The organism is Sphingomonas sp. NFR15 (genome assembly GCF_900103265.1).
GTDB lineage: Bacteria > Pseudomonadota > Alphaproteobacteria > Sphingomonadales > Sphingomonadaceae > Sphingomonas > Sphingomonas pollutisoli.
The window spans coordinates 21475-38675 of record NZ_FMWX01000009.1 but is presented as its reverse complement, the minus strand read 5'-3'; the positions used below and the strand labels follow the sequence as shown (position 1 = coordinate 38675).

Genomic DNA, 17201 nt, shown 5'->3' with positions numbered 1-17201 from the left:
GGAGATGGCATGATGACCGACCTGCTCTTCAACACCGGCCTGACGCTCCAGGCGACGCTTGCCCCGCAAACCGCGCCGAACCGCGCCGTCGAGGGACAGGCGATCCAGCTTTCCCCCGGCGTCCTCGGCACCGCCGTCAACCCGCTCGTCGCCAACGCCTTCGCCTTCGCGGTGCTGCCGATGCTGCTGGCGATGCGCGGCGGCACGATGCAGCAGCCCGAACAGGCGAGCGCCGCACCCGAATTCGCGCCGACCCCCGGCGCCGAATGGACCGCGACGCTGCAAGGCCAGGGCACGGCGGACGTCGACCTCGGCGATGGCTACACGCTGCAACTCGACGAGAACAACTCGCAAATGGTGATCCACGACGCCAACACCGGCGAGACCACCAAGATCTGGGGCGATCCGCACGTCGAGGTGAACGGCGAGCACAAGTTCGATTTCTGGGGCACCACCACCTTCACGCTCGGCAACGGCACCAAGATCACCATCAATACCGAACAATATGCTGCCAATCCGAGCATGTACGTCGCCAACGCGGTGACGATCACCAAGGGCGATCAGGCGCTCCAGATCAACGGGCTCAGCCAGAACACCCTCGGCGACCTTTCGGTCTCGTTGTCGCACGACGGCTATGCGCTCGATGCCGCCACGCGCGACGGTTATGTCCTCGACCAGACGGCGACCGGCTGGACCTCCGAACTGACCGGACAGCAGGCGACCCAGGCCGATCTCGACATGACTCGTCCGGGTCAGCTCTACGGCCCCGGCAGCGAGATGCCGAGCCTCGGCGAGGTCAGCCAGGCGCTGTCGACCTTCCTGTTCTTCGGGGTGGTCGCCGGACTCGAGGCGGGCGCCCAGCGCGTCGCCCAGTCGGCTGCGCTGCGCGCGGCCTTCGCCTGAACGATTGGCTCCAAAGGATGCGGAGAGCGTCATGAGTGTTCAAGCCACCAACGCCGCCGGGATCGGCGGAACCGCGCCCGGCGCCAGCGCATCGGCAAGCCTTGCCGCCAGCCTGCTCGCCGCCAACCGCTTGGGCGGCGCGCTCGACGCGCCCGCGCTGGCGGCGGCGGTCAAGGCCCAGGCGGGCGGTGACGAAGCCAAGACGGCGGCGCTCGCCACCGCGCTCGAAGCGCAGATGACCCCGGTGGAGCGCGGCCAGTTCGCCGCTGCGCTTCATGCGGACTCACAGGAAGGAATCGGGTCGTTCTTCGAAGGCGCGGTGAAGGGCGATTTCGCCGGCAATCCGAGCTGGTCCGCCACCGCGGGGCAGGTCGCGATGGGCTTCGTGCCGATCGCCGGGCAGATCGCCGACGTGCGCGACGCCGCCCATGCGATCGGCCAGATCTGGAACGGTGAAACGGGCGGCTGGACGAATCTCGCAGCCTCGGCGGTCGGCTTCATCCCTGGCGTCGGTGACGCCGTCAAGGGGCTGATCCGAGGCGGCGAGAAAGCGAGCGCGGAGGTCGCCGGCGCGGTCGCCAAACACGCCGACGAGGCGGTCCAGGCCGGCGAGAAGCTCGCGGTCAAGCGCTTCTCCACCGCCGCCGAGTTCAACGCATCGGCCAATAAGGCGGCGGCGAACACCCGCTACGAATATGGCAGCTACGCTTATACCACCGATGCCAAGGGCCGCGTCCAGACCGCCGAGGGCAAGATCGCGCTCACCCCGACGGGTCGCAACGACAATCCGCTGCAAAGCCAGATCGGCCATGAAGGCCGTGACACCGATGTCGGCTTCCACCTCATCGCGGATCGCTTCGGCGGCCAGACCAACCGGCTCAACGTGGTGCCGGGGAACGGCAAGCCGATCGGCGATGGGCTCCCCAACCTCAACACCGGCGCCTATAAGCGCTTCGAGAACACGGTCGCCGACATTGCCGCGAAGCCCGGCAATACGGTGGAAGTGAAGATCGAGGCGAAATATGAGGGTGCCAACGCCAGCAAGCGGCCCGACGACTTCATCGCGTCGTACCGCGTCAACGACGGCAAGTGGCGCACGCAGAGTTTCGTCAACAAGTAAGGACCAGCCGTGGATCTGACCGACCTCCAGAACCGCATCGTCATCGAGGTTGTGCGCACCGTGCCGGTCTCCGCGTGGGAGCGGATCGTCGCCGATGTCGAGATCGCCGAGCAGGACGACGGCTACCAGCTCGACACGGTCAGCTTCGCGGTGGCGCGCGACGCAGCCGGCACGCTGAGCGACCCGCAGTTCGATCTGAGCGAGGCCGCGCGCGCGGCGATCGTCGATCTCTACAAGCAGCGCAAGGCGGCGGGCGAGGTACTCGGCGGCTTCGAACTGCAGATCGACCAGCCGGGCACGTACACATTCCACTTCTCCTACGATGCGCCCAAGCGCCTCAACGGCATCTGGGACAAAGCGAAGGAGGAGCGGCTCGATCACTACCTCGATCATTACCGCCAAGAGAAAGCGGGCGCGTGAGCACGCCTGCTTTTACTACGGTCCAAGCCACGCCAGCGGAAATTATCTCGCCAGCGGCGTGCTGAAATCCGTCGATGCCTTGACGACATCGCCATCGACGTCGGCATCGACCTCATAATCGAGCGTCGCAGGTGCGCCCGGCCGCCAGCCGATCGCGCTGGTGCGGCGTGCGTTGCCGAACATTTCGGCCGCGCCCTTCGGCTTGGCACGGACGAAGCCGTGCCGTGGTCCCAGCGCGACCACACCCTGCGCTTGCAACGCTTCGCTGAACGACAGATCGCCCGGCGCCAGCCCGTAGATCAAGACCAGCAGATGCGCGTGATCGGGCGACAGGCAATCGTCGATGCCGGTGCCGAGCAGCCGCAGCGCCACCTGCTCCCGCGCCAGATCCCAGCTCCACGCCAGCCGCCCGCTGCGATCATAACCGCGCAGCCGGGTGAACGGCCGCGCCGCAGCGGCATAGCCGCAACTGCCGCGCGGCAGCGTGTTCGCGCTGAACGCATCCGTCTCGTTCGCGATCAGCGTCGGCCGGTCGAGCAGCCGGTCCGCCACGATCCTGCCGCCGCCGCCCGGTATGATGGTGATCGCGCTGGTCGCGCCCGGTGTGCCGGACACCGCGTAGCGCGTCGAAGCGTGCGGCGCCGGCGCGGCCGCGGCGAGCAGCAGCGCGAGGAGGAGGCGCTTCAGCGCGACACGCGCACGAAGCTGCCGGGATCGGCACTCAGCGTCGTACCCTTACCGGTGATATGCGCGGCGCGCTGATCTGGATCGGTCATGCGCGACACCAGGCGCTGCGCCTCGTACTTGGAAACGATCCGCGGCTCATACGTCGCGCGTTGCGCCGCTGTCCACAGCGTCGGATCACGCTCGGCCTTGGGGTTATCCGCGAAAAACGCGTCGAGCGCTTTGCCGAAGGTGTTCGGCACGTGCGCGGGTCGGTTGACGCTCTCGTCCAGCACCAGCGCCGCACCCTGCTCCGAGGTGACATAGGCGGAAATCGGGCGGGTATAGCTCTGCCCCTTCACCGCGCTGGCCGGCACCTTGGCCAGCGCGCTGTCGAGCCTCGCGACGAAATCGCCGATCTGCTTCGCCTGGAAAGCCGCATCGCGGCCCGCATTCTGGAGCGGCGACAGCGCGGTCATCCAGTGATCGGGGTGCTGCTCGTCCTTGATGTAGGCGGAAAGGGCATTGCCGGTCATCTTGGTGCCGTCGACGGTCAGCGACATCGTATAGGCGCCGTCGCCAGTCCCCTTCCCGCTATTCTCGACGCTCCAGCCCTGCTCCGTGAACAGCGACGCATAGGCGTCGGGGTTCGATTGCGAGAATTCGAACACCTGGCGCGCGAACTCGCCCCTCCCCTGCGGATTGATTGTCTTCTGCATCGACCCGACCGTGACGATCTGGTTGTCGTAGGACTGCACCGAATCCAGCCGCCCCTCATTATCGGCCATGCGACTGATGACGCGCTGTTCGGACTCGCTGACCGTGCCCTGCGCGACCATCCCGCCCCAGGCGGCGCTTTCCGACAGGCGGTAGCTTGTATCGGAGGGTTTGCGGCCGGGGAAGGCCGGGCCGTCGCCGACCTTGGTCTTGGTCCACACCGGGGTGTCGTAATCGACGGGCTTGGGCTTCGGCTTGGTATCGACCGGTGCTGCCGCCTGTGGTCCTGCCGCCCGCCGCTCACCCTCGGCGAGCGCGTACACGTCGCCGTAGCGCGAAGCGCGCACCAGCAAGCTGTCGAGCGCGTCGCGCTGGCCGGGATGCTCGCCGAGATACGCACGCAACGCGTCGATATCGCCGCGCTGCGCGAGCACTTCGAGCGGATCGGGCGGCATACCGCCCGCCGGACCGAGCGACCGCACGCCCGTGTCGATCTCGATGCTCATCGCGTCACCTTTCACGCTGGGGATGGCGCGATGATACGCGGCATCGTCGCGGCGCCACGATAAGCGATCCGATTAGCGGCCGCTGCCGCGCTAGTCGCATCGACTAGCGCGTTCGTCGACGAAGCCTGCGATACCGGGAAAGCCAAGCCCGTGAGAGGAGTCCGCACGTGACCGATCCCGTCTCCAACGCCGTCAACACCATCACGCAGAAGATGGAGACCGGCTTCCTCAACCCCGTGACCAACCGCGAGATCAAGCAGGTGGTCGCGACGATCACGTCGCTCCCGCCGGCGCAGGCCAACCAGTTGATCGACCGTTTGCAGCACAGCGGCGAACTCGGCCGCATCGCTGGCGAGGTGGAGGACGGCAGCCCGTTCGGGCTCGGCGGGCTGTCCGCGGACGAGCGCGGCCAGTTCTTCGCCGACATGGCCGGCAAGCTCGACGGCCAGCATCTCGCCACGCTCAGCACCGCGTTCGCCGGCACGGACAAGAACGGCGCCTTCGGCGCGGTGACCCAACTTGGCGGCGCGGTCGCGACCCATGCGAGCGCACAGGTCAAGGTTGATTACATCCACGCGCTCGCCGGCGCCACCGGCGACAGCACTGCGCGGCTCGACACCGGGTTCGGCTTCAGCCAGACCAGCTTCAGCGATGCCGAGGGCGCGGCGGTCGGCCAGGTGCTCGGCAGCTTGCGCGGCACCCAGGCCGAGGCCGGGTTCCGCGCGCTCGGCACCCACCTACCCGACGTGCTGACCTCCTCGGTCGATGCGCAGATGACCACCACAACCTCGAGTGCGGGCGCGGCCAATACGATGACGTGGCACGCCAGTCCGTTCGAGGGCATCATGCAGGCCGCCGCAAGCATGGGGGATGCCGATCTCAAGGCACAGGTGTTCGACCAGGGCGTGCAGGCGATGCGCGCGCTGCGCGACACCAACAGCGTGATCGGCGGGCTCACCGTGGTCGGCAAGGACGCTGCGCTCCAGCAGATGACCAACGGGCTGACCCGGATCATCGACAGCGATACGACCGGCGTCATGCGCGAACTGACCTACAATCGGGCAACTGCCGACGGATCGAGCTTCTCGGCCTATGCCAAGGAGATGCTGCACGAAGGCCGCGAGGCCGAGCTCGGCGCGCAAATGGGCCGGCTGCAAGTCGGCAACGCCGGCACCGAGAACCCGGTCACGCGCCTCGACCAGACCGTCACCGTCGCCAACACCGCGCAGGAGCGGCGCCCGAACGCCGGCGCGCTCGGCTATTTCGTCGGCAGCGTCTATGCGGGCGCGCAGTCGCTGTCGGGCGATGTCGCGCAACAGCGCGCGCAGGTCACCGCGATCCTCAAATCCGCGCTCACCATCATCGACAAGGCCAAGATCGGCGGCCCCGCCGCCGCAGCGGTGGGCACCGGCGCGAGCGTGGCCAAGGAATGGGTCCAGTTCGCCGTCAACGCCGCGATCGCCGATCCGACCGCCAACGCCGGCACCCGGCTCGAAAACGCCGCACTGCCGGTTGACGCGCGCACCGGCGAACTCGGCGTCGGCGATCAGGTGTCGAGCGCGTTCGACGACACGCTCGCGTCGGTCCAGCGCCGGGCGCGGCCTTGAAGCTGCGGCTCGCGCTCGCGTTGGCGATGACCGCCGCCGCCTGCCACCCCGCGCCGGCGCCGGTCGCGCTGCCCGCGATCCTCGTCCAGCACGATGAGCCGCCCTATGGCGACGCGGTCAACCACCGCCGCGTCGTGGCGATGCTCGCGAGCCTCGATCGGCTCGAACCCGCCTGGGGCAAGCTCGACGTCAGCGACTATGCGGTCGCGCCCGGCAACGACGGCAAACTATGGGGAGCGATCGGCGCGGGCATACCGCCGGGGTGGCAGCCGGTCGCGCTCGACGGCTCCGCCCCGCGCTACGGCACGCTGCGCGCGTGGCATACCGGCAAACACCTGTTCGCCGTGCTACGCGTCGATCCCGGCATCGCATCCGACATCCCCGTGCTGATCCTGCGCGACCGCTCGGTCGAACAGGCGGGGCGCGCGAGCGGGTGACGCATGCGGCGTCCGTATCCTTCTTTCGCTATCGGAAGGCCGGCAATCGGCTGTCTCATTGAAGGCGACCCGAGCCAATCGAAGATTCATGCCGCTACAAGGCCGGTCAGCTCATGCGCCATCAATCCCACCCACCGCCCAACGCGAGGAACAGATCGATCTGCCGATCGACGACGCTGGCGCGGGCGGCGGACAGGGACGCCTGGGCATCGGCGTAACCGGCCTGCGCGTTCAGGACGTCGAGGAAGGGCGTGCGGCCGAACCGCTGCAGCCTTTCGGCATCGCCGCTGGCATCGGCGGCGGCGTTTGCCGCCCGCTCGAGATCCCTCAGCCGGTCCGTTGCGCGCGCATATGCCGATAGCGCCGTCTCCGTCTGCTGCAGCGCGACCAGCACGGCGCCATCGAAGCCTGCCAGCGCGGCGTCCGCATCGGCACCGGCCTGTTCGATCCGAGCGCGCACCGCTTTCCTGTTCGGGAATGACCAGGAGACGAGCGGCCCGAGGCTGAACCCGAACGACCTCTGTCCCAAAGCACGACCCACGGAAGCAGCCGTGCCGGCCGATCCGCCGAGGCTGACGTTCGGGTAGAGCTCGGCTTCCGCGGCGCCGATGCCCGCTGTGGCGGCGGCCAGCATACGCTCGGCTTTTCGCAGGTCCGGACGGCGCCTGAGCAGCATCGCGCCATTCCCGACCGGGATCGGCCGCGCGATCGTCGGTATCGCGGCGCAGGTCTCGAGGTCGCGCGGGTACTCGGAGGGTGTTCGGCCCATCAGCGCGGCCAGTGCGAGCAGCGCGGCCTTGCGGTCGGCAAGTATGTCGGGAATGGCGGCCTCGCTGGCGAATACGGCCGCCCGCGCCCGGTCGGTGTCGAAGCGGGTGCCGCGCCCCCCGCGCGCCATCCGCACCGCCACAGTCAGCGTAGCGTGCTGGATGGCGGCGACGCGCCGCGCGGCGGACAATGCCACCCCACCGGTGCAGACCCGTGCATAATTCCGCGCAACGGCGGCTGCGACCACGACGCGCACCTGATCGCGCGCCGCCAAGGCCGCCTCCGCTTGCGCCGTCGCCGCCTCGATCCCGCGACGGATGCCGCCTGCAAGGTCCAGCGGATAGCCGACGTCGAAGCCGAGCGCGTAACTGAACGGCGCCGGCAGGCCAGCGGTCGGTCCACCGATCCGGCCGCCCGTTGCCTGGCCGTTCAAGCCGGTGCTCACGGTCCGTGCCGCGGCGGCTTCGCGAACGACCGCGCTGGCGCGGCGCAGGTTGGCGTCGGCAGCACGAAGGTCGGTGTTCGCCGCCAGCGCCTCCTCGACATAGGCATCGAGTCGGGGATCACCATAGAGCCGCCACCAGCGCGGCGGAAGCTCGGCCTGGGACACGCCTGCCTCTTTGCCACCTAGGAACGGTGCCGCCGCTTCGGGTCGGTTGACGATCGCTGCCGGGGGAACGTGATAGTCCGGCCCGGCAACACAAGCGGCGAGAAGCAGGGCGGGCAGGAAGGCGGATGCGCGCTTCACGACCGCCGCCCCCCTGCCCGCGCCGCGATGGTTGGAAGGATCTCCACGGTCGCCGTCCGCCCCGCGATCAGGCGGATGCCGGCGGGCACCCGGTCGATATGGATGCGGACGGGAATACGCTGGGCAAGCCGGACCCAGGAGAAGGTCGGCGCGACCTTCGGAAGCAGATTGCCGGTGTCATCGCGCTGATCGTCGGCGATCGCGGCGGCGATGCTTTCGACGCGGCCGCCGATCTCGGCGTCCTCGCCCATCAGGCGAACGCGGGCGCGGTCACCGATCGACACCCGACGCAGCTTGGTCTCCTCGAAATACCCTTCGACGCGAAACGAGGCGGTGTCGACCAGCGCCATCGCCTGCGCGCCGGCGACAAGATAGTCGCCCGGGTGGATGTCGAGGTTGGTGACGATGCCCGCCACGGTCGCGCGAATTTCGGTCCGCTGGATATCAACCTTGGCGACGTTGCGGTCGGCGATGGCGCGGGTCAGCGCGGCTTCGGACGTCTTGACCTTGGCAATGCTCTGTTCGCGCGCTTCGGTCGCGACAAGGTCGCCAAGGGCCACATCGCGCCGGGCCTCCTTGCGCGCCTGATCGAGCTGCGCGCGCGCCTCGGCGATGGCGGCGTCCGCGCGCTCGATCGTTGCGGCGAGGCGCGGTCGGTCGAGTACGATCAGGAGCTGTCCGGGGCGGACCGTCTCATTGTCGCGAACCATGACCTGCGTCACGAGCCCACCGACATCGGTCGAGACCCGCACCACGTCGGCACGGACATGACCGTCGCGCGTCCAGGGCGTCTGCTGATGCCGATCCCAGAGCTGCCACCCGACCAGGGCGGCACCCGCCACAACGACAAGCGTGACGCCGTAGCGCGCGAGGAACGAGACAATCGGCTTCATAGGAACGATCCGGTCACAGGCAGGGCCTGCACGAGCAGGCCGTAGAGGATGATGAAGACGGCGATCTCGGTGAGCGCCGGCAGAGCGAGGCGGCGCGACAGGCCGGTGACGGCGAGAAGCCGCATCAGCATCACCGTCGCGACCAGGGCAAGGCATGCCAGCACCAGCAGCCCCGGAACCAAGATGCCCTCGATGTTCAGGTCGGAGATCACGCCGCGCGCTCCGGGTCGCTCGCCGCAGCGGAGGCCAGCGCTTGACGGAGATCAAGGAGCGGGTCGAGGAGCCGCAAACTGCCTTCGCTCGGGTCGTTTGCGGCGAGCAACGTCAGCGTCTCGATGCGCTGGTCCAACTCGGCTGCCGCGGCGGCATTCAAATCGCAACCGGTTGCCAAAGCGCCGGCGAGCTTGCCGAGCACTTGCCGCGCCTGATCGTCGATCGCCCCACGCGCCGCGCCCAGCGCGCGCCGCAGCCCGGCGGCAGCGTGACCGGTGCGAAGCTGCCGCACCATTTCGTCGAGCGTGTCGGCGCGCGACCGCTTCGAGGCGGCGAGGCGTGGCAGGATCAGTGCGGTTCGGTCGACCATCAGGCTCGTCCAGCCCGCCTCCGCGGGTCCGCGGCCGAGCGCTCGCCGGGCAACGTCTCGGCGGCTCAACCGCAAGAGGCGCTCGATCGCCGTATCGGCGGGCATGGTCTGGAGCAGGCTCATGCTCGCCGCCCCGAAGCCGGTTGCCACGAACAAGGCCACGCTGCTGTTGAGCGCCTCGGCGAAATCGCCGGCATAGCGGGCGCCCAGTCCGGACAAGATCGGGATCGTCAGCGTGATACCCAGCGCCATATAGGCGGTGGCGGGCCGCGCCTGCAGCGATCCGCCCCACAAGAAGGCCGGTGCGAGAACGGCGACCAGCGTCGGGAAGTCCGTGACGCGCGGAAGGATGATGAAGCTGTACGCGAGGCTGAGCACCACGCCGTAGAGCGATCCCAGCATGTATTTGCGCACGTTGGGCGCCGGCGCGTCGACATTGCCGAACAGGGCGCAGGTGACGCCCAGCACCGATACCGCCAGCCCGCCATCCGCCCACGCCGACCAGATCCAGAGCAGGCAGCCGGCCAGGATTCCGGTGGCCGCACCGGCTGCGACACGTGCCGCCATGACCGGGTCGCGGTGATGGACATAGCCCGTGGCCGCCATGTCCCCGAACCGCGCTCGATCTCGTGCTGCACGGCCGCTCGTGATCTCACGCCCCAGCCGGTCACAATCGTGAAGGAGGCCGACCAGCTCGGCGAGATGGCCCGCGAGATTGCCTGTCGGCAGGTTCCCCCCGCGCCCCGGTTCGACATAGGCCGCCTTCCGCGCACGATATGCGCGATCGATCAGAAGGAGCGCGGTAGCGTCCGCATCCGGCGAAGCGGCAGCGTCGATCCAGTGGCCGATGTCGCGCAGTAAGTCCGACAGCGCCTCGGGGTCGTTCATTGCGGCCAGCCGCTCCTCGATTTCCGTCGCCAAGGGGAGCAGCCGCGCCAGCCGATCGTGCAGGCGCCGCAGCGTCTCGCGACGGGGTTTGGCGGTAGCCGGATCGTAGGGGAGATGGGTCGCCAGCCCGTTCAGGGCGAGCAGATCGAGTGCCAGGCGATGGCGGTCGGCGCGCTGTCGCACGCCCGAGGCGCCGCTCAGCGCGTCACCGGCCAAGCGCCGTGCATCGCGCAGCATCGTCGCCACCTTGCCCACGAACTGGCCCGTCATTGGCCGGGGCATCACGACGCGGTGGATCAGCACCGCACACAGGATGCCAAGCCCGATTTCCTGCACCCGGAGCAGCGCGGTGTCGAAGATCGCCTGCGGCTCGGCGACGCCGGGAAAGCCGATCAGGCTGGCGGTGTAGCCGGACAGCACGAACGCGTAGGCGCGCGGGGTGCGGTCGAGCAGCGACAGGAACAGGCAGAAACCGATCCAGCCGGCCAGCACCAGGCTGCAAACGATCGGCTCGCCGACGAAGGTCGGGATGATCGCCACCGTCGCCGCCGCACCGACCAGTGTGCCCGCCAGACGATAGACCCCGCGGCTGAGCGACGCACCGGCCGAGGTTTGGGAAACCAGATACGCCGTGATGATTGCCCAGGACGGGCGGGAGAGCCCGATGCGCAGCGCGATGTAATAGGCAAGTATCGCCGCGGCGAATGTCTTGGCCGAGAACAGCAGCGCATCCGCATCGGCCCTCAGCGCGGGCGCGCGCAGCAGCTTGCCCAATGCTGGTAGCGCTGGACGTGGCCCCACCCAACCGTGCGTATAAAATAGCCAAAGACCCATTGGCTTGTTGATAACGATTCTCAGAGTTCTATAAATTCGCTATCTGGCCAATCAGTCCCTAAATCCGGTCAATCATATGCATTCTCCCCGAACGGCCATTGCCGTGTTCGACCCCGACGCGACCGACAGGCCTGCAGTCGCGCGCAATCTCGATTTCGCCGACTATGCCGCGGAGGTGCCTGCGCATGCGCACCGCAAGGGACAGATGATCCTGGCGCTGCATGGTGCCGTCACCTGCGTGGCGAACAACCAGCTCTGGATCGTTCCGCCGAACTGCGGGATCTGGATTCCCGGGGGCACGTCGCATAGCGCGCGCGCCACGCCGAACGCGCGTCTCAGCTACCTCTTCGTCGAGCCGGGTGCGGCGCACCTGCCGGACCATTGCTGCGCGCTGTCGGTAACCCCGGTGATCCGCGCGATGATGGATCGACTGGCGGTGGACGGTGATAGCTATCCGCCGGACAGCCATGCCGCGCGCCTTGCCCGCGTGCTGCTCGACGAACTGGCCGAGATGCCGCACGAGCGGTTCAACCTGCCCGTCTCGAGCAACCCGAAAATCCGCACGATCGCCGATGCGCTGACGACCAACCCGTCGGATCGCGCCACGCAGGCGGAATGGGCAAAGCGCGTGGCAATGAGCGAACGGTCCTTGTCACGCCTGCTGATCCGGGAAACCGGCCTCACCTTTGGTCGCTGGCGCCAGCAACTCCACCTCCTCACCGCGCTTCGCGAACTGGCAGGCGGCGCGACCGTGCAAGGCGTCGCAGCGGAACTCGGCTACGAGTCGGTCAACGCCTTCATAACGATGTTCCAGAAGGCGCTGGGAACTACGCCCGCCCGTTTTTTCACCGCCCGGCGAGAGAACCGGCCATAGATGCTTCAATCCGGAAGCCGAGCGGGACAACGGTCCGGATCATCTCGGCCAGTAGGCACGGTGTTCAGCAGATCCTCGAGGCACTGGAAGTTCGGCCGACGATGGTTCAATATGTCAACGAATGACTCGCACCGTATCAAGATCGGAGCCGAGATGACCGAGCCCGCTTCTGCCGATCTCTGGGCAAATATTTGGTTTCCCTGGATTTCGGCCGCGTTTGCACCACAAAAACTCTGGCAGTCGGTCAACTCGGGCTGGTCTTTTGGTAGCGTCACGATAAACGAGCAAAACTCCAGCGCGCCCCAAACCGAACAGATCATCCTCGCACACGAAAGCTACGGCCGACAGATCGGAAAGCTGCTGGACGCCGTCAACGAGCTGGTCAAAACACAGCCCGATCGCGACAGCAATAAGGCCTTCATCGAGATCTCTGAGTTGGCGACGAGGATCAATCGGATAAAGCACGAAGCCGCCGTCGATCGCATTCAGCGCTTGCGCCAGGATCTGGAGTTGCTGAGCGCGTCGGATCGGCCCGAAGACCAAGCGGCGTTCAAAGCGAACATCGAAGCGCTACGGGCGCTGTTGAAAACCAATGGGTCAAGCGGGTGAGGTTGAGGCTGAGCGGCAGTTCGCGCAACCCTTGGCGGATGAGCCGTTCGCCGCCGCGGCTTTGTACTCGAAAAGCATAGATCGAGATCATTGGTAGCTCATCGTGAAGGTTGCCGCCGCGTGCACCGATCCCGCGGTCGCGACGCCCGTGCTGTAATATTGCACGCCGAGCGGGATATTGCTCACCGTACTCGCTGGCCCGACGAAGAACTGGTTGGTATTCCCCGCAGTCGCGGCATCCGGGCCGTAGGAAACCGCGGTGCCGTTGTTTCGCAGGATTTGCAGCTTCACGTTGCCGGCGGTCGCGGCCGGCTGCAGGGTCAGCAACGACGTGGTGTTCGACGCGTCTGTCGCGTCCGTCAACGTGACGTAGACGTCCGCGGTCACAGAACTGCAGTTGAGCGGAATCGTGAACTGGGTCAGTCCCGCGGTTTTTCCGGCGGCGTCAAGCTGCTGGGTGGACACTGTGGGCAAGCCGACTGCGATCGCCGGGCTGGTGACCACGCAGCTCGACGCGGTGACGGTGCCGTTACCTGCGGTCACGGTCAGCGTCTTGTCGGCCAGTGTGACCACCCCGCAGCCGGCGCCGGCGGCAAGGAAGGTCAGGTTGACTGATGGCAGCGCGTTGAGCGTGCCTGAAGAGACTTGGCCGGTCACGACCAGCTCTGCTTCCACCGTGCTTACGGTTCCGGGTCCAGACAGCGTTGCCGCCACGCTGACCTGAATGTTCGGCGCGAGCTGCACGCGGGTCAAACCGTTGTAATAGTAGAGCTTCACCCCAAGTCCCGCGACGCCGGTCGTGAAAATATCTCCGTTCGCGGCGGCCCCCGACAGGATCAGCGCGGTCACCACGCAGGTGCCGCTGATATCGGTCGCGGAAATGATCGCGCTCGATGTGGCAATCACGGTCCCTACCGGCTTGTCCCGCGCGGCAGAATACGGCCCCGAGGGACTGAGCGGCAATGATGCCGGGCTGACCACGACCGAGACCGCGCCGGCGGGAGCGCTCCACAACAACGCGCTCGCCAAGAGCGCCAAAACCCCCAGAACACGCGCCATCCTGTCAAAAACGGCCCGGCCCTCCCCCGTTCGGTTGCTCATTTGATGTCCTCCGACGCCTTGGGTGAGCGCGGCGGATGCCCGCCGCTTTTGGCATCCGTCTCCGACGGCATTATTGGCCGGCACGGCACCTCCATGCGAACTGCCGCATCCGGCGCCGTGCGCGAGGCAGGAGGCAAGCTGTAAACGATCCGACACCGCGCGTCGGGGGAGTCCGACCATTTGACATCGAGAGTGCCGCTTGCCGGAATTCCGCGCAGGAAGATCGCGCCGTCGCTGCCGACCAAGCCGATTTCGGTCTGTCGGGCGTCGAGTACGCTTGCGCCGAACGGGACGAACCCGCCACCGGTCAGGCGGGCGGTGATAAAGACGGCGGTGCCCGTCACGGTATCGTATTTCAGTTTGACGACTGCATTGGCGTGCGGCGCGACCTGCTGGCTCGTAACCGCGAGTTCGACATCTCGCCCTGTGCCCGCCGGATCGACCGCGATCTCGTTGAGCCGGTAAGGCATCAGGTAGGGGACGACCGCATAGCCCGCGCCGTCGATCCGCACGTTGCTCCCGGACGAAACCGTCGCGCCGCGTGCGCCCTTCGCTTCGACCAGCGCGATGGTGTCGCCAATCTGGTTGGCGAGCGTGACGCCGCCCGAGTGGACCACGATCCCGCCGCTCGCGCCCAGCGAAAACTGCGTGAAGCCCGTGCCGGCGCCGAAACCGGCGGACAAATTGGCGAAACGCGCTCGCATACCGCCGCCCAGGCTGATCGAGCGGGATCCGGGCGATTGTTCAACGCTGGCCGAATACGAATATTCGTTGTTGGAGCCTTGGGTTCCGCTCAGGGTGATTTGGGCGCTGGTGTCGCCTCGCCCGTTGGTGAAGGTGGGGGCAACGCTGGCGGTGACGCGCGGTGCATTGGCACTGCGCCCGAGCGCGAAGCCGATCGACAGCAAAACGCGGTCGTCGGTTTGCCCTATGGTCTCGTTGCGCTGCCGCGCGAACGCGAGACCGAAGTCGAGGTTGGTCGGCCCGATCCGCGCCCGGTTGTTATACCCCGCCTGGAGTTGCGTGCTCGTCCCCGGCTGGTTCCAGAAATTGGTGAGCGACCCACTGAGGTAGAAGCTGCCCCAACCGTGATCGAGCGCTTGTGTCACATTCGCCTGGAAGCGGTTGCGCTCGCGCGGAAATTCCCCAAGCGCGTGCCGCCCTTTCAGAAGATCGCGCTCCAGCACCGCGTCCGTCAGCGAGCGAAAGCCGTGAGAGGAATAGCGATATGCGGCGAGCGCGATGTGCGACCCGAGGCCGGGGATGACATAGCTATACCCCAGCCTGAGACTATAGCCTTGCTGGGACGACTGCCCTTTGGAAAGCGTGGCGTCCAAGGCAAACCCGCCCAGTGGTGTTTCCACGGCGGTGCCCAGAAGGCCCGTGGCATAGCCCGAGGCAAATGCCAGTCCGGCATAGCCGGTCAGACCGTTGGCGAAGCCATATTGGAGGGCAGCCTGAACGAAATGATTGCCCGTGCGCCTGCCCCCGATGGCGATATCACCCGCCGCGAGGCTATATCGCCAGATCTTGGGTCGCAAAAACTGGACCAGCGAATCATAGGGTACCGAAAAACTCTGCTGGGTTCCGTCAGCTTCCAGCACCTGGACCAACAGATTGCCGCCATATCCGGTCGGATAGAGGTCATCGATCGTGAACGGTCCCGGTGGCACGTTCGTTTCCAGCAACACATTGCCGTCCTGGGTGATACGGACGTGCGCGTTGGTCCGGGCGATTCCGCGCACCACCGGGGCATAGCCCTGCTGGGATTCGGGCCGCATGCGATCTTCGCTCGACAGTGAGATCCCGCGGAAGCCCACGCTGTCGAACACCTGGCCATCGGTGAAGCTGTCGCCAATAACCAGGTTTCCGCGTATCGCGGGTAGATCGCGCTGGACGAAGGCGGCGACCGTCTGGAACCGCCAGGAACCGTTCGTTGCGCTGATCGCGGACCGGTCCCGAAAATGCCAGTCGCCGATGTTCACTCCAGCGGTAAGCCCCGCGAACATGCTGGTGGTGACGCGACCCGCGCTCGCGGTGCGAAACAGGCTCGCGTCATAGGCCAAGACGGCTGCGGGTATGCCCTTTGACCAATATTGGGGGGCGACATAGCCTCGCGCCGTGCGTCTTAGCAGCGCCTGGGGCAGGCCGATTGCCAACTGAAGCGTGCCCAGGTCAAAATTGACCGTGGCGTCCGGCGAAATCCGTTTGAGGTCGACGCACCCACCGGGCGCCTGCGTAACGGCAGCGCCATTCATCAGAGCGGCCGTAAGCCCGATCCTTTCGAGCAACATCCGATCGATACAGGGTTGGGCACTGTCGCCGGGATGTTCGGCGTTGAAACGGACGTTGAATCGCCCGACGAGAGTGTCGTTCACGAGCAGATCGACCAGATAGTCGCCGGGGGCGATGGGATTACCTTTTTCGAACCTGGCGAGGTCGGTATTTGGCCCGAGGCCGCCCCGTAAAAAATCGGCATTGAATTGCACGTTTGGTGAGGCTGGAGCGGTTGCGCCGGGCGGAGACGCGGGGACGGCCGATGATGCGGCGCGGGCACCGCTCGATAAGGCCAGCGCATTGGCCAAAGGCACGACAGCCGCAGCGATTGCCCTGGTCCGACGCGTTCTCCGGCCGATGGGTGCGCGGCGCATGGCGGGAGATCACGCAGCCGTCCTGGCGGTCGCCTCGCCCGTAACGACGCCGCCGAAATCGTTGACGAAGCTATACGTTACGGTGGCAGTGCCGGGCAGACCGGCGGCAGTCTGCGCGAGCGCGAGCACGGAACTTGAGAACGGCGCCAGCATCGGAGGGGCGAGCGCGGCGATTGGCGCACCGAGCGTCACTGTCGCGCTCGTGAGCGAGATGAAATAGGGGGTCGGGTTACGCGCCTCGATTGCAAGCTTGCCGTCCTTGCGCGTCAAGATCCATTCGATTTGCTTGGCCGCGTCCGCCGGATTGCCCCGCAGTCCAGTCGGGCGAAAGAAAAGTTTGAGGCGGTGGCGGAACGCCATTTCGAGGCGATTTGGTGCGTCTGGATTGACCGGGACGCGCGGCGGGACATCCAGCACATTCAGCCAGAAAACCGTTTCCCGATCGGCTGCCAAAGCCGCCTGCGAGTACATGATGCGCAAGGTTTGCCCTTTGGTCGGATCAAGCCTGAAAAGCGGTGGGACGATCGCGAAGGGTACGCTCGTGTTCGCCGGTTCCGCCCTCCCCTCCCCGGCATCGATCCAGGCCTGAACGAGCGAAGGCGCTTCGCCGACGTTGCGCAGGTTGACCGAGACTTCCTTGCGATTGGCCGGATAGATCACGCGGGTACAGTTGATAACCACACCCGCTTGCGCAACGCCCGGACTGACGCTGACGCACAGGAGCAGGGCGGCGGATCGGCAGGCGCGAAACGGCATTCGGCGAGCCATGGGAAGCCTCCGGATTTGCGAGATGTGCTGGCAAACGGCCGGGCGTTCGGATCGCGTCGTACGACGCACGGTCCCCGAGCGTGGTGGCCGCATGGCACGCATCGTCGATGT

General features: G+C 66.8%; 17 protein-coding genes. 8 read left to right on the top strand and 9 right to left on the bottom strand.

The window, feature by feature from the left end; all coding sequences use genetic code 11:
• Positions 1-12 precede the first annotated feature (12 nt).
• Genes BLS81_RS17700 through BLS81_RS17690 form a run of 3 tightly spaced genes read left to right on the top strand, consistent with a single transcriptional unit; the run spans position 13 to position 2443 of the window.
• Positions 13-903 (top strand): DUF1521 domain-containing protein, encoded by an 891-nt coding sequence (locus tag BLS81_RS17700; protein WP_176787240.1) that lies wholly within the window; start codon positions 13-15, stop codon positions 901-903.
• Between the two features lie 31 nt (positions 904-934).
• Entirely contained in the window at positions 935-2023 is a 1089-nt protein-coding gene (locus BLS81_RS17695) for a DNA/RNA non-specific endonuclease (protein WP_093225871.1), read from the top strand.
• Between the two features lie 9 nt (positions 2024-2032).
• The gene (locus BLS81_RS17690; RefSeq protein ID WP_093225869.1) at positions 2033-2443 is read left to right on the top strand and encodes a hypothetical protein; all 411 of its coding nucleotides are present in this window, start codon (positions 2033-2035) and stop codon (positions 2441-2443) included.
• 42 nt (positions 2444-2485) lie between these two features.
• On the opposite strand, the gene BLS81_RS17685 is transcribed toward BLS81_RS17690, so the two are convergent.
• Both BLS81_RS17685 and BLS81_RS17680 read right to left on the bottom strand, forming a co-directional pair.
• On the bottom strand, positions 2486-3058 hold the full coding sequence (locus tag BLS81_RS17685) for a hypothetical protein (RefSeq protein ID WP_093225868.1): 573 nt from the start codon (positions 3056-3058) through the stop codon (positions 2486-2488).
• Between the two features lie 68 nt (positions 3059-3126).
• Positions 3127-4329: a hypothetical protein gene (locus BLS81_RS17680; protein ID WP_093225866.1), complete on the bottom strand. Its 1203-nt coding sequence runs from the start codon at positions 4327-4329 to the stop codon at positions 3127-3129.
• A 167-nt stretch (positions 4330-4496) separates the two neighbouring features.
• Here BLS81_RS17680 and BLS81_RS17675 point away from each other — a divergent pair, with 167 nt between their 5' ends.
• Positions 4497-5936 carry a hypothetical protein gene (locus BLS81_RS17675; protein ID WP_093225865.1) on the top strand — a complete coding sequence of 480 codons (1440 nt, stop codon included), beginning with the start codon at positions 4497-4499 and terminating at the stop codon, positions 5934-5936.
• Positions 5933-6373: a hypothetical protein gene (locus BLS81_RS17670; RefSeq protein ID WP_093225863.1), complete on the top strand. Its 441-nt coding sequence runs from the start codon at positions 5933-5935 to the stop codon at positions 6371-6373. Before BLS81_RS17675 ends, BLS81_RS17670 begins: the two co-directional genes overlap by 4 nt.
• Before the next feature lie 121 nt (positions 6374-6494).
• Here the strand turns inward: BLS81_RS17670 and BLS81_RS17665 are convergent, their stop codons facing one another.
• Genes BLS81_RS17665 through BLS81_RS17650 form a run of 4 tightly spaced genes read right to left on the bottom strand, consistent with a single transcriptional unit; the run spans position 6495 to position 11054 of the window.
• Positions 6495-7889 (bottom strand): efflux transporter outer membrane subunit, encoded by a 1395-nt coding sequence (locus tag BLS81_RS17665; RefSeq protein WP_093225862.1) that lies wholly within the window; start codon positions 7887-7889, stop codon positions 6495-6497.
• Positions 7886-8782, bottom strand: coding sequence for an HlyD family secretion protein (locus tag BLS81_RS17660; protein WP_093225860.1), 897 nt, complete (start codon positions 8780-8782; stop codon positions 7886-7888). Before BLS81_RS17660 ends, BLS81_RS17665 begins: the two co-directional genes overlap by 4 nt.
• Positions 8779-8994 (bottom strand): DUF1656 domain-containing protein, encoded by a 216-nt coding sequence (locus BLS81_RS17655; protein WP_093225859.1) that lies wholly within the window; start codon positions 8992-8994, stop codon positions 8779-8781. The genes BLS81_RS17660 and BLS81_RS17655 overlap by 4 nt, the downstream gene beginning before the upstream one ends.
• Positions 8991-11054 carry an FUSC family protein gene (locus BLS81_RS17650; protein WP_218123161.1) on the bottom strand — a complete coding sequence of 688 codons (2064 nt, stop codon included), beginning with the start codon at positions 11052-11054 and terminating at the stop codon, positions 8991-8993. The genes BLS81_RS17655 and BLS81_RS17650 overlap by 4 nt, the downstream gene beginning before the upstream one ends.
• Before the next feature lie 136 nt (positions 11055-11190).
• Between BLS81_RS17650 and BLS81_RS17645 the strand changes: the two genes are divergently transcribed.
• On the top strand, positions 11191-11961 hold the full coding sequence (locus BLS81_RS17645; RefSeq protein ID WP_256326318.1) for an AraC family transcriptional regulator: 771 nt from the start codon (positions 11191-11193) through the stop codon (positions 11959-11961).
• Positions 11962-12114: 153 nt separating this feature from the next.
• The gene (locus BLS81_RS17640; RefSeq protein WP_093226021.1) at positions 12115-12570 is read left to right on the top strand and encodes a hypothetical protein; all 456 of its coding nucleotides are present in this window, start codon (positions 12115-12117) and stop codon (positions 12568-12570) included.
• 87 nt (positions 12571-12657) lie between these two features.
• On the opposite strand, the gene BLS81_RS20885 is transcribed toward BLS81_RS17640, so the two are convergent.
• The gene (locus BLS81_RS20885; RefSeq protein WP_176787239.1) at positions 12658-13419 is read right to left on the bottom strand and encodes a fimbrial protein; all 762 of its coding nucleotides are present in this window, start codon (positions 13417-13419) and stop codon (positions 12658-12660) included.
• 31 nt (positions 13420-13450) lie between these two features.
• Between BLS81_RS20885 and BLS81_RS20880 the strand changes: the two genes are divergently transcribed.
• Entirely contained in the window at positions 13451-13675 is a 225-nt protein-coding gene (locus BLS81_RS20880) for a hypothetical protein (protein WP_176787238.1), read from the top strand.
• Here BLS81_RS20880 and BLS81_RS17630 read toward each other — a convergent pair.
• Together BLS81_RS17630 and BLS81_RS17625 are read right to left on the bottom strand one after the other, a co-directional pair.
• A complete protein-coding gene (locus BLS81_RS17630; RefSeq protein ID WP_176787237.1) occupies positions 13668-16160 on the bottom strand; it encodes a fimbria/pilus outer membrane usher protein in 2493 nt (830 codons plus the stop codon). The genes BLS81_RS20880 and BLS81_RS17630 overlap by 8 nt on opposite strands.
• Before the next feature lie 171 nt (positions 16161-16331).
• Positions 16332-17078, bottom strand: coding sequence for a fimbria/pilus periplasmic chaperone (locus BLS81_RS17625; RefSeq protein WP_176787236.1), 747 nt, complete (start codon positions 17076-17078; stop codon positions 16332-16334).
• Positions 17079-17201 lie beyond the last annotated feature (123 nt).

Excerpts from the sequence above, each read along its gene's own strand:
- BLS81_RS17700 (WP_176787240.1), top strand. The coding sequence starts at position 13 with ATGACCGACCTGCTCTTCAACACCGGCCTGACGCTCCAGGCGACGCTT.
- BLS81_RS17695 (WP_093225871.1), top strand. The coding sequence starts at position 935 with ATGAGTGTTCAAGCCACCAACGCCGCCGGGATCGGCGGAACCGCGCCC.
- BLS81_RS17680 (WP_093225866.1), bottom strand. The coding sequence starts at position 4,329 with ATGAGCATCGAGATCGACACGGGCGTGCGGTCGCTCGGTCCGGCGGGC.
- BLS81_RS17660 (WP_093225860.1), bottom strand. The coding sequence starts at position 8,782 with ATGAAGCCGATTGTCTCGTTCCTCGCGCGCTACGGCGTCACGCTTGTC.
- BLS81_RS17640 (WP_093226021.1), top strand. The coding sequence starts at position 12,115 with ATGACCGAGCCCGCTTCTGCCGATCTCTGGGCAAATATTTGGTTTCCC.
- BLS81_RS20880 (WP_176787238.1), top strand. The coding sequence starts at position 13,451 with ATGATCGCGCTCGATGTGGCAATCACGGTCCCTACCGGCTTGTCCCGC.
- BLS81_RS17625 (WP_176787236.1), bottom strand. The coding sequence starts at position 17,078 with ATGCCGTTTCGCGCCTGCCGATCCGCCGCCCTGCTCCTGTGCGTCAGC.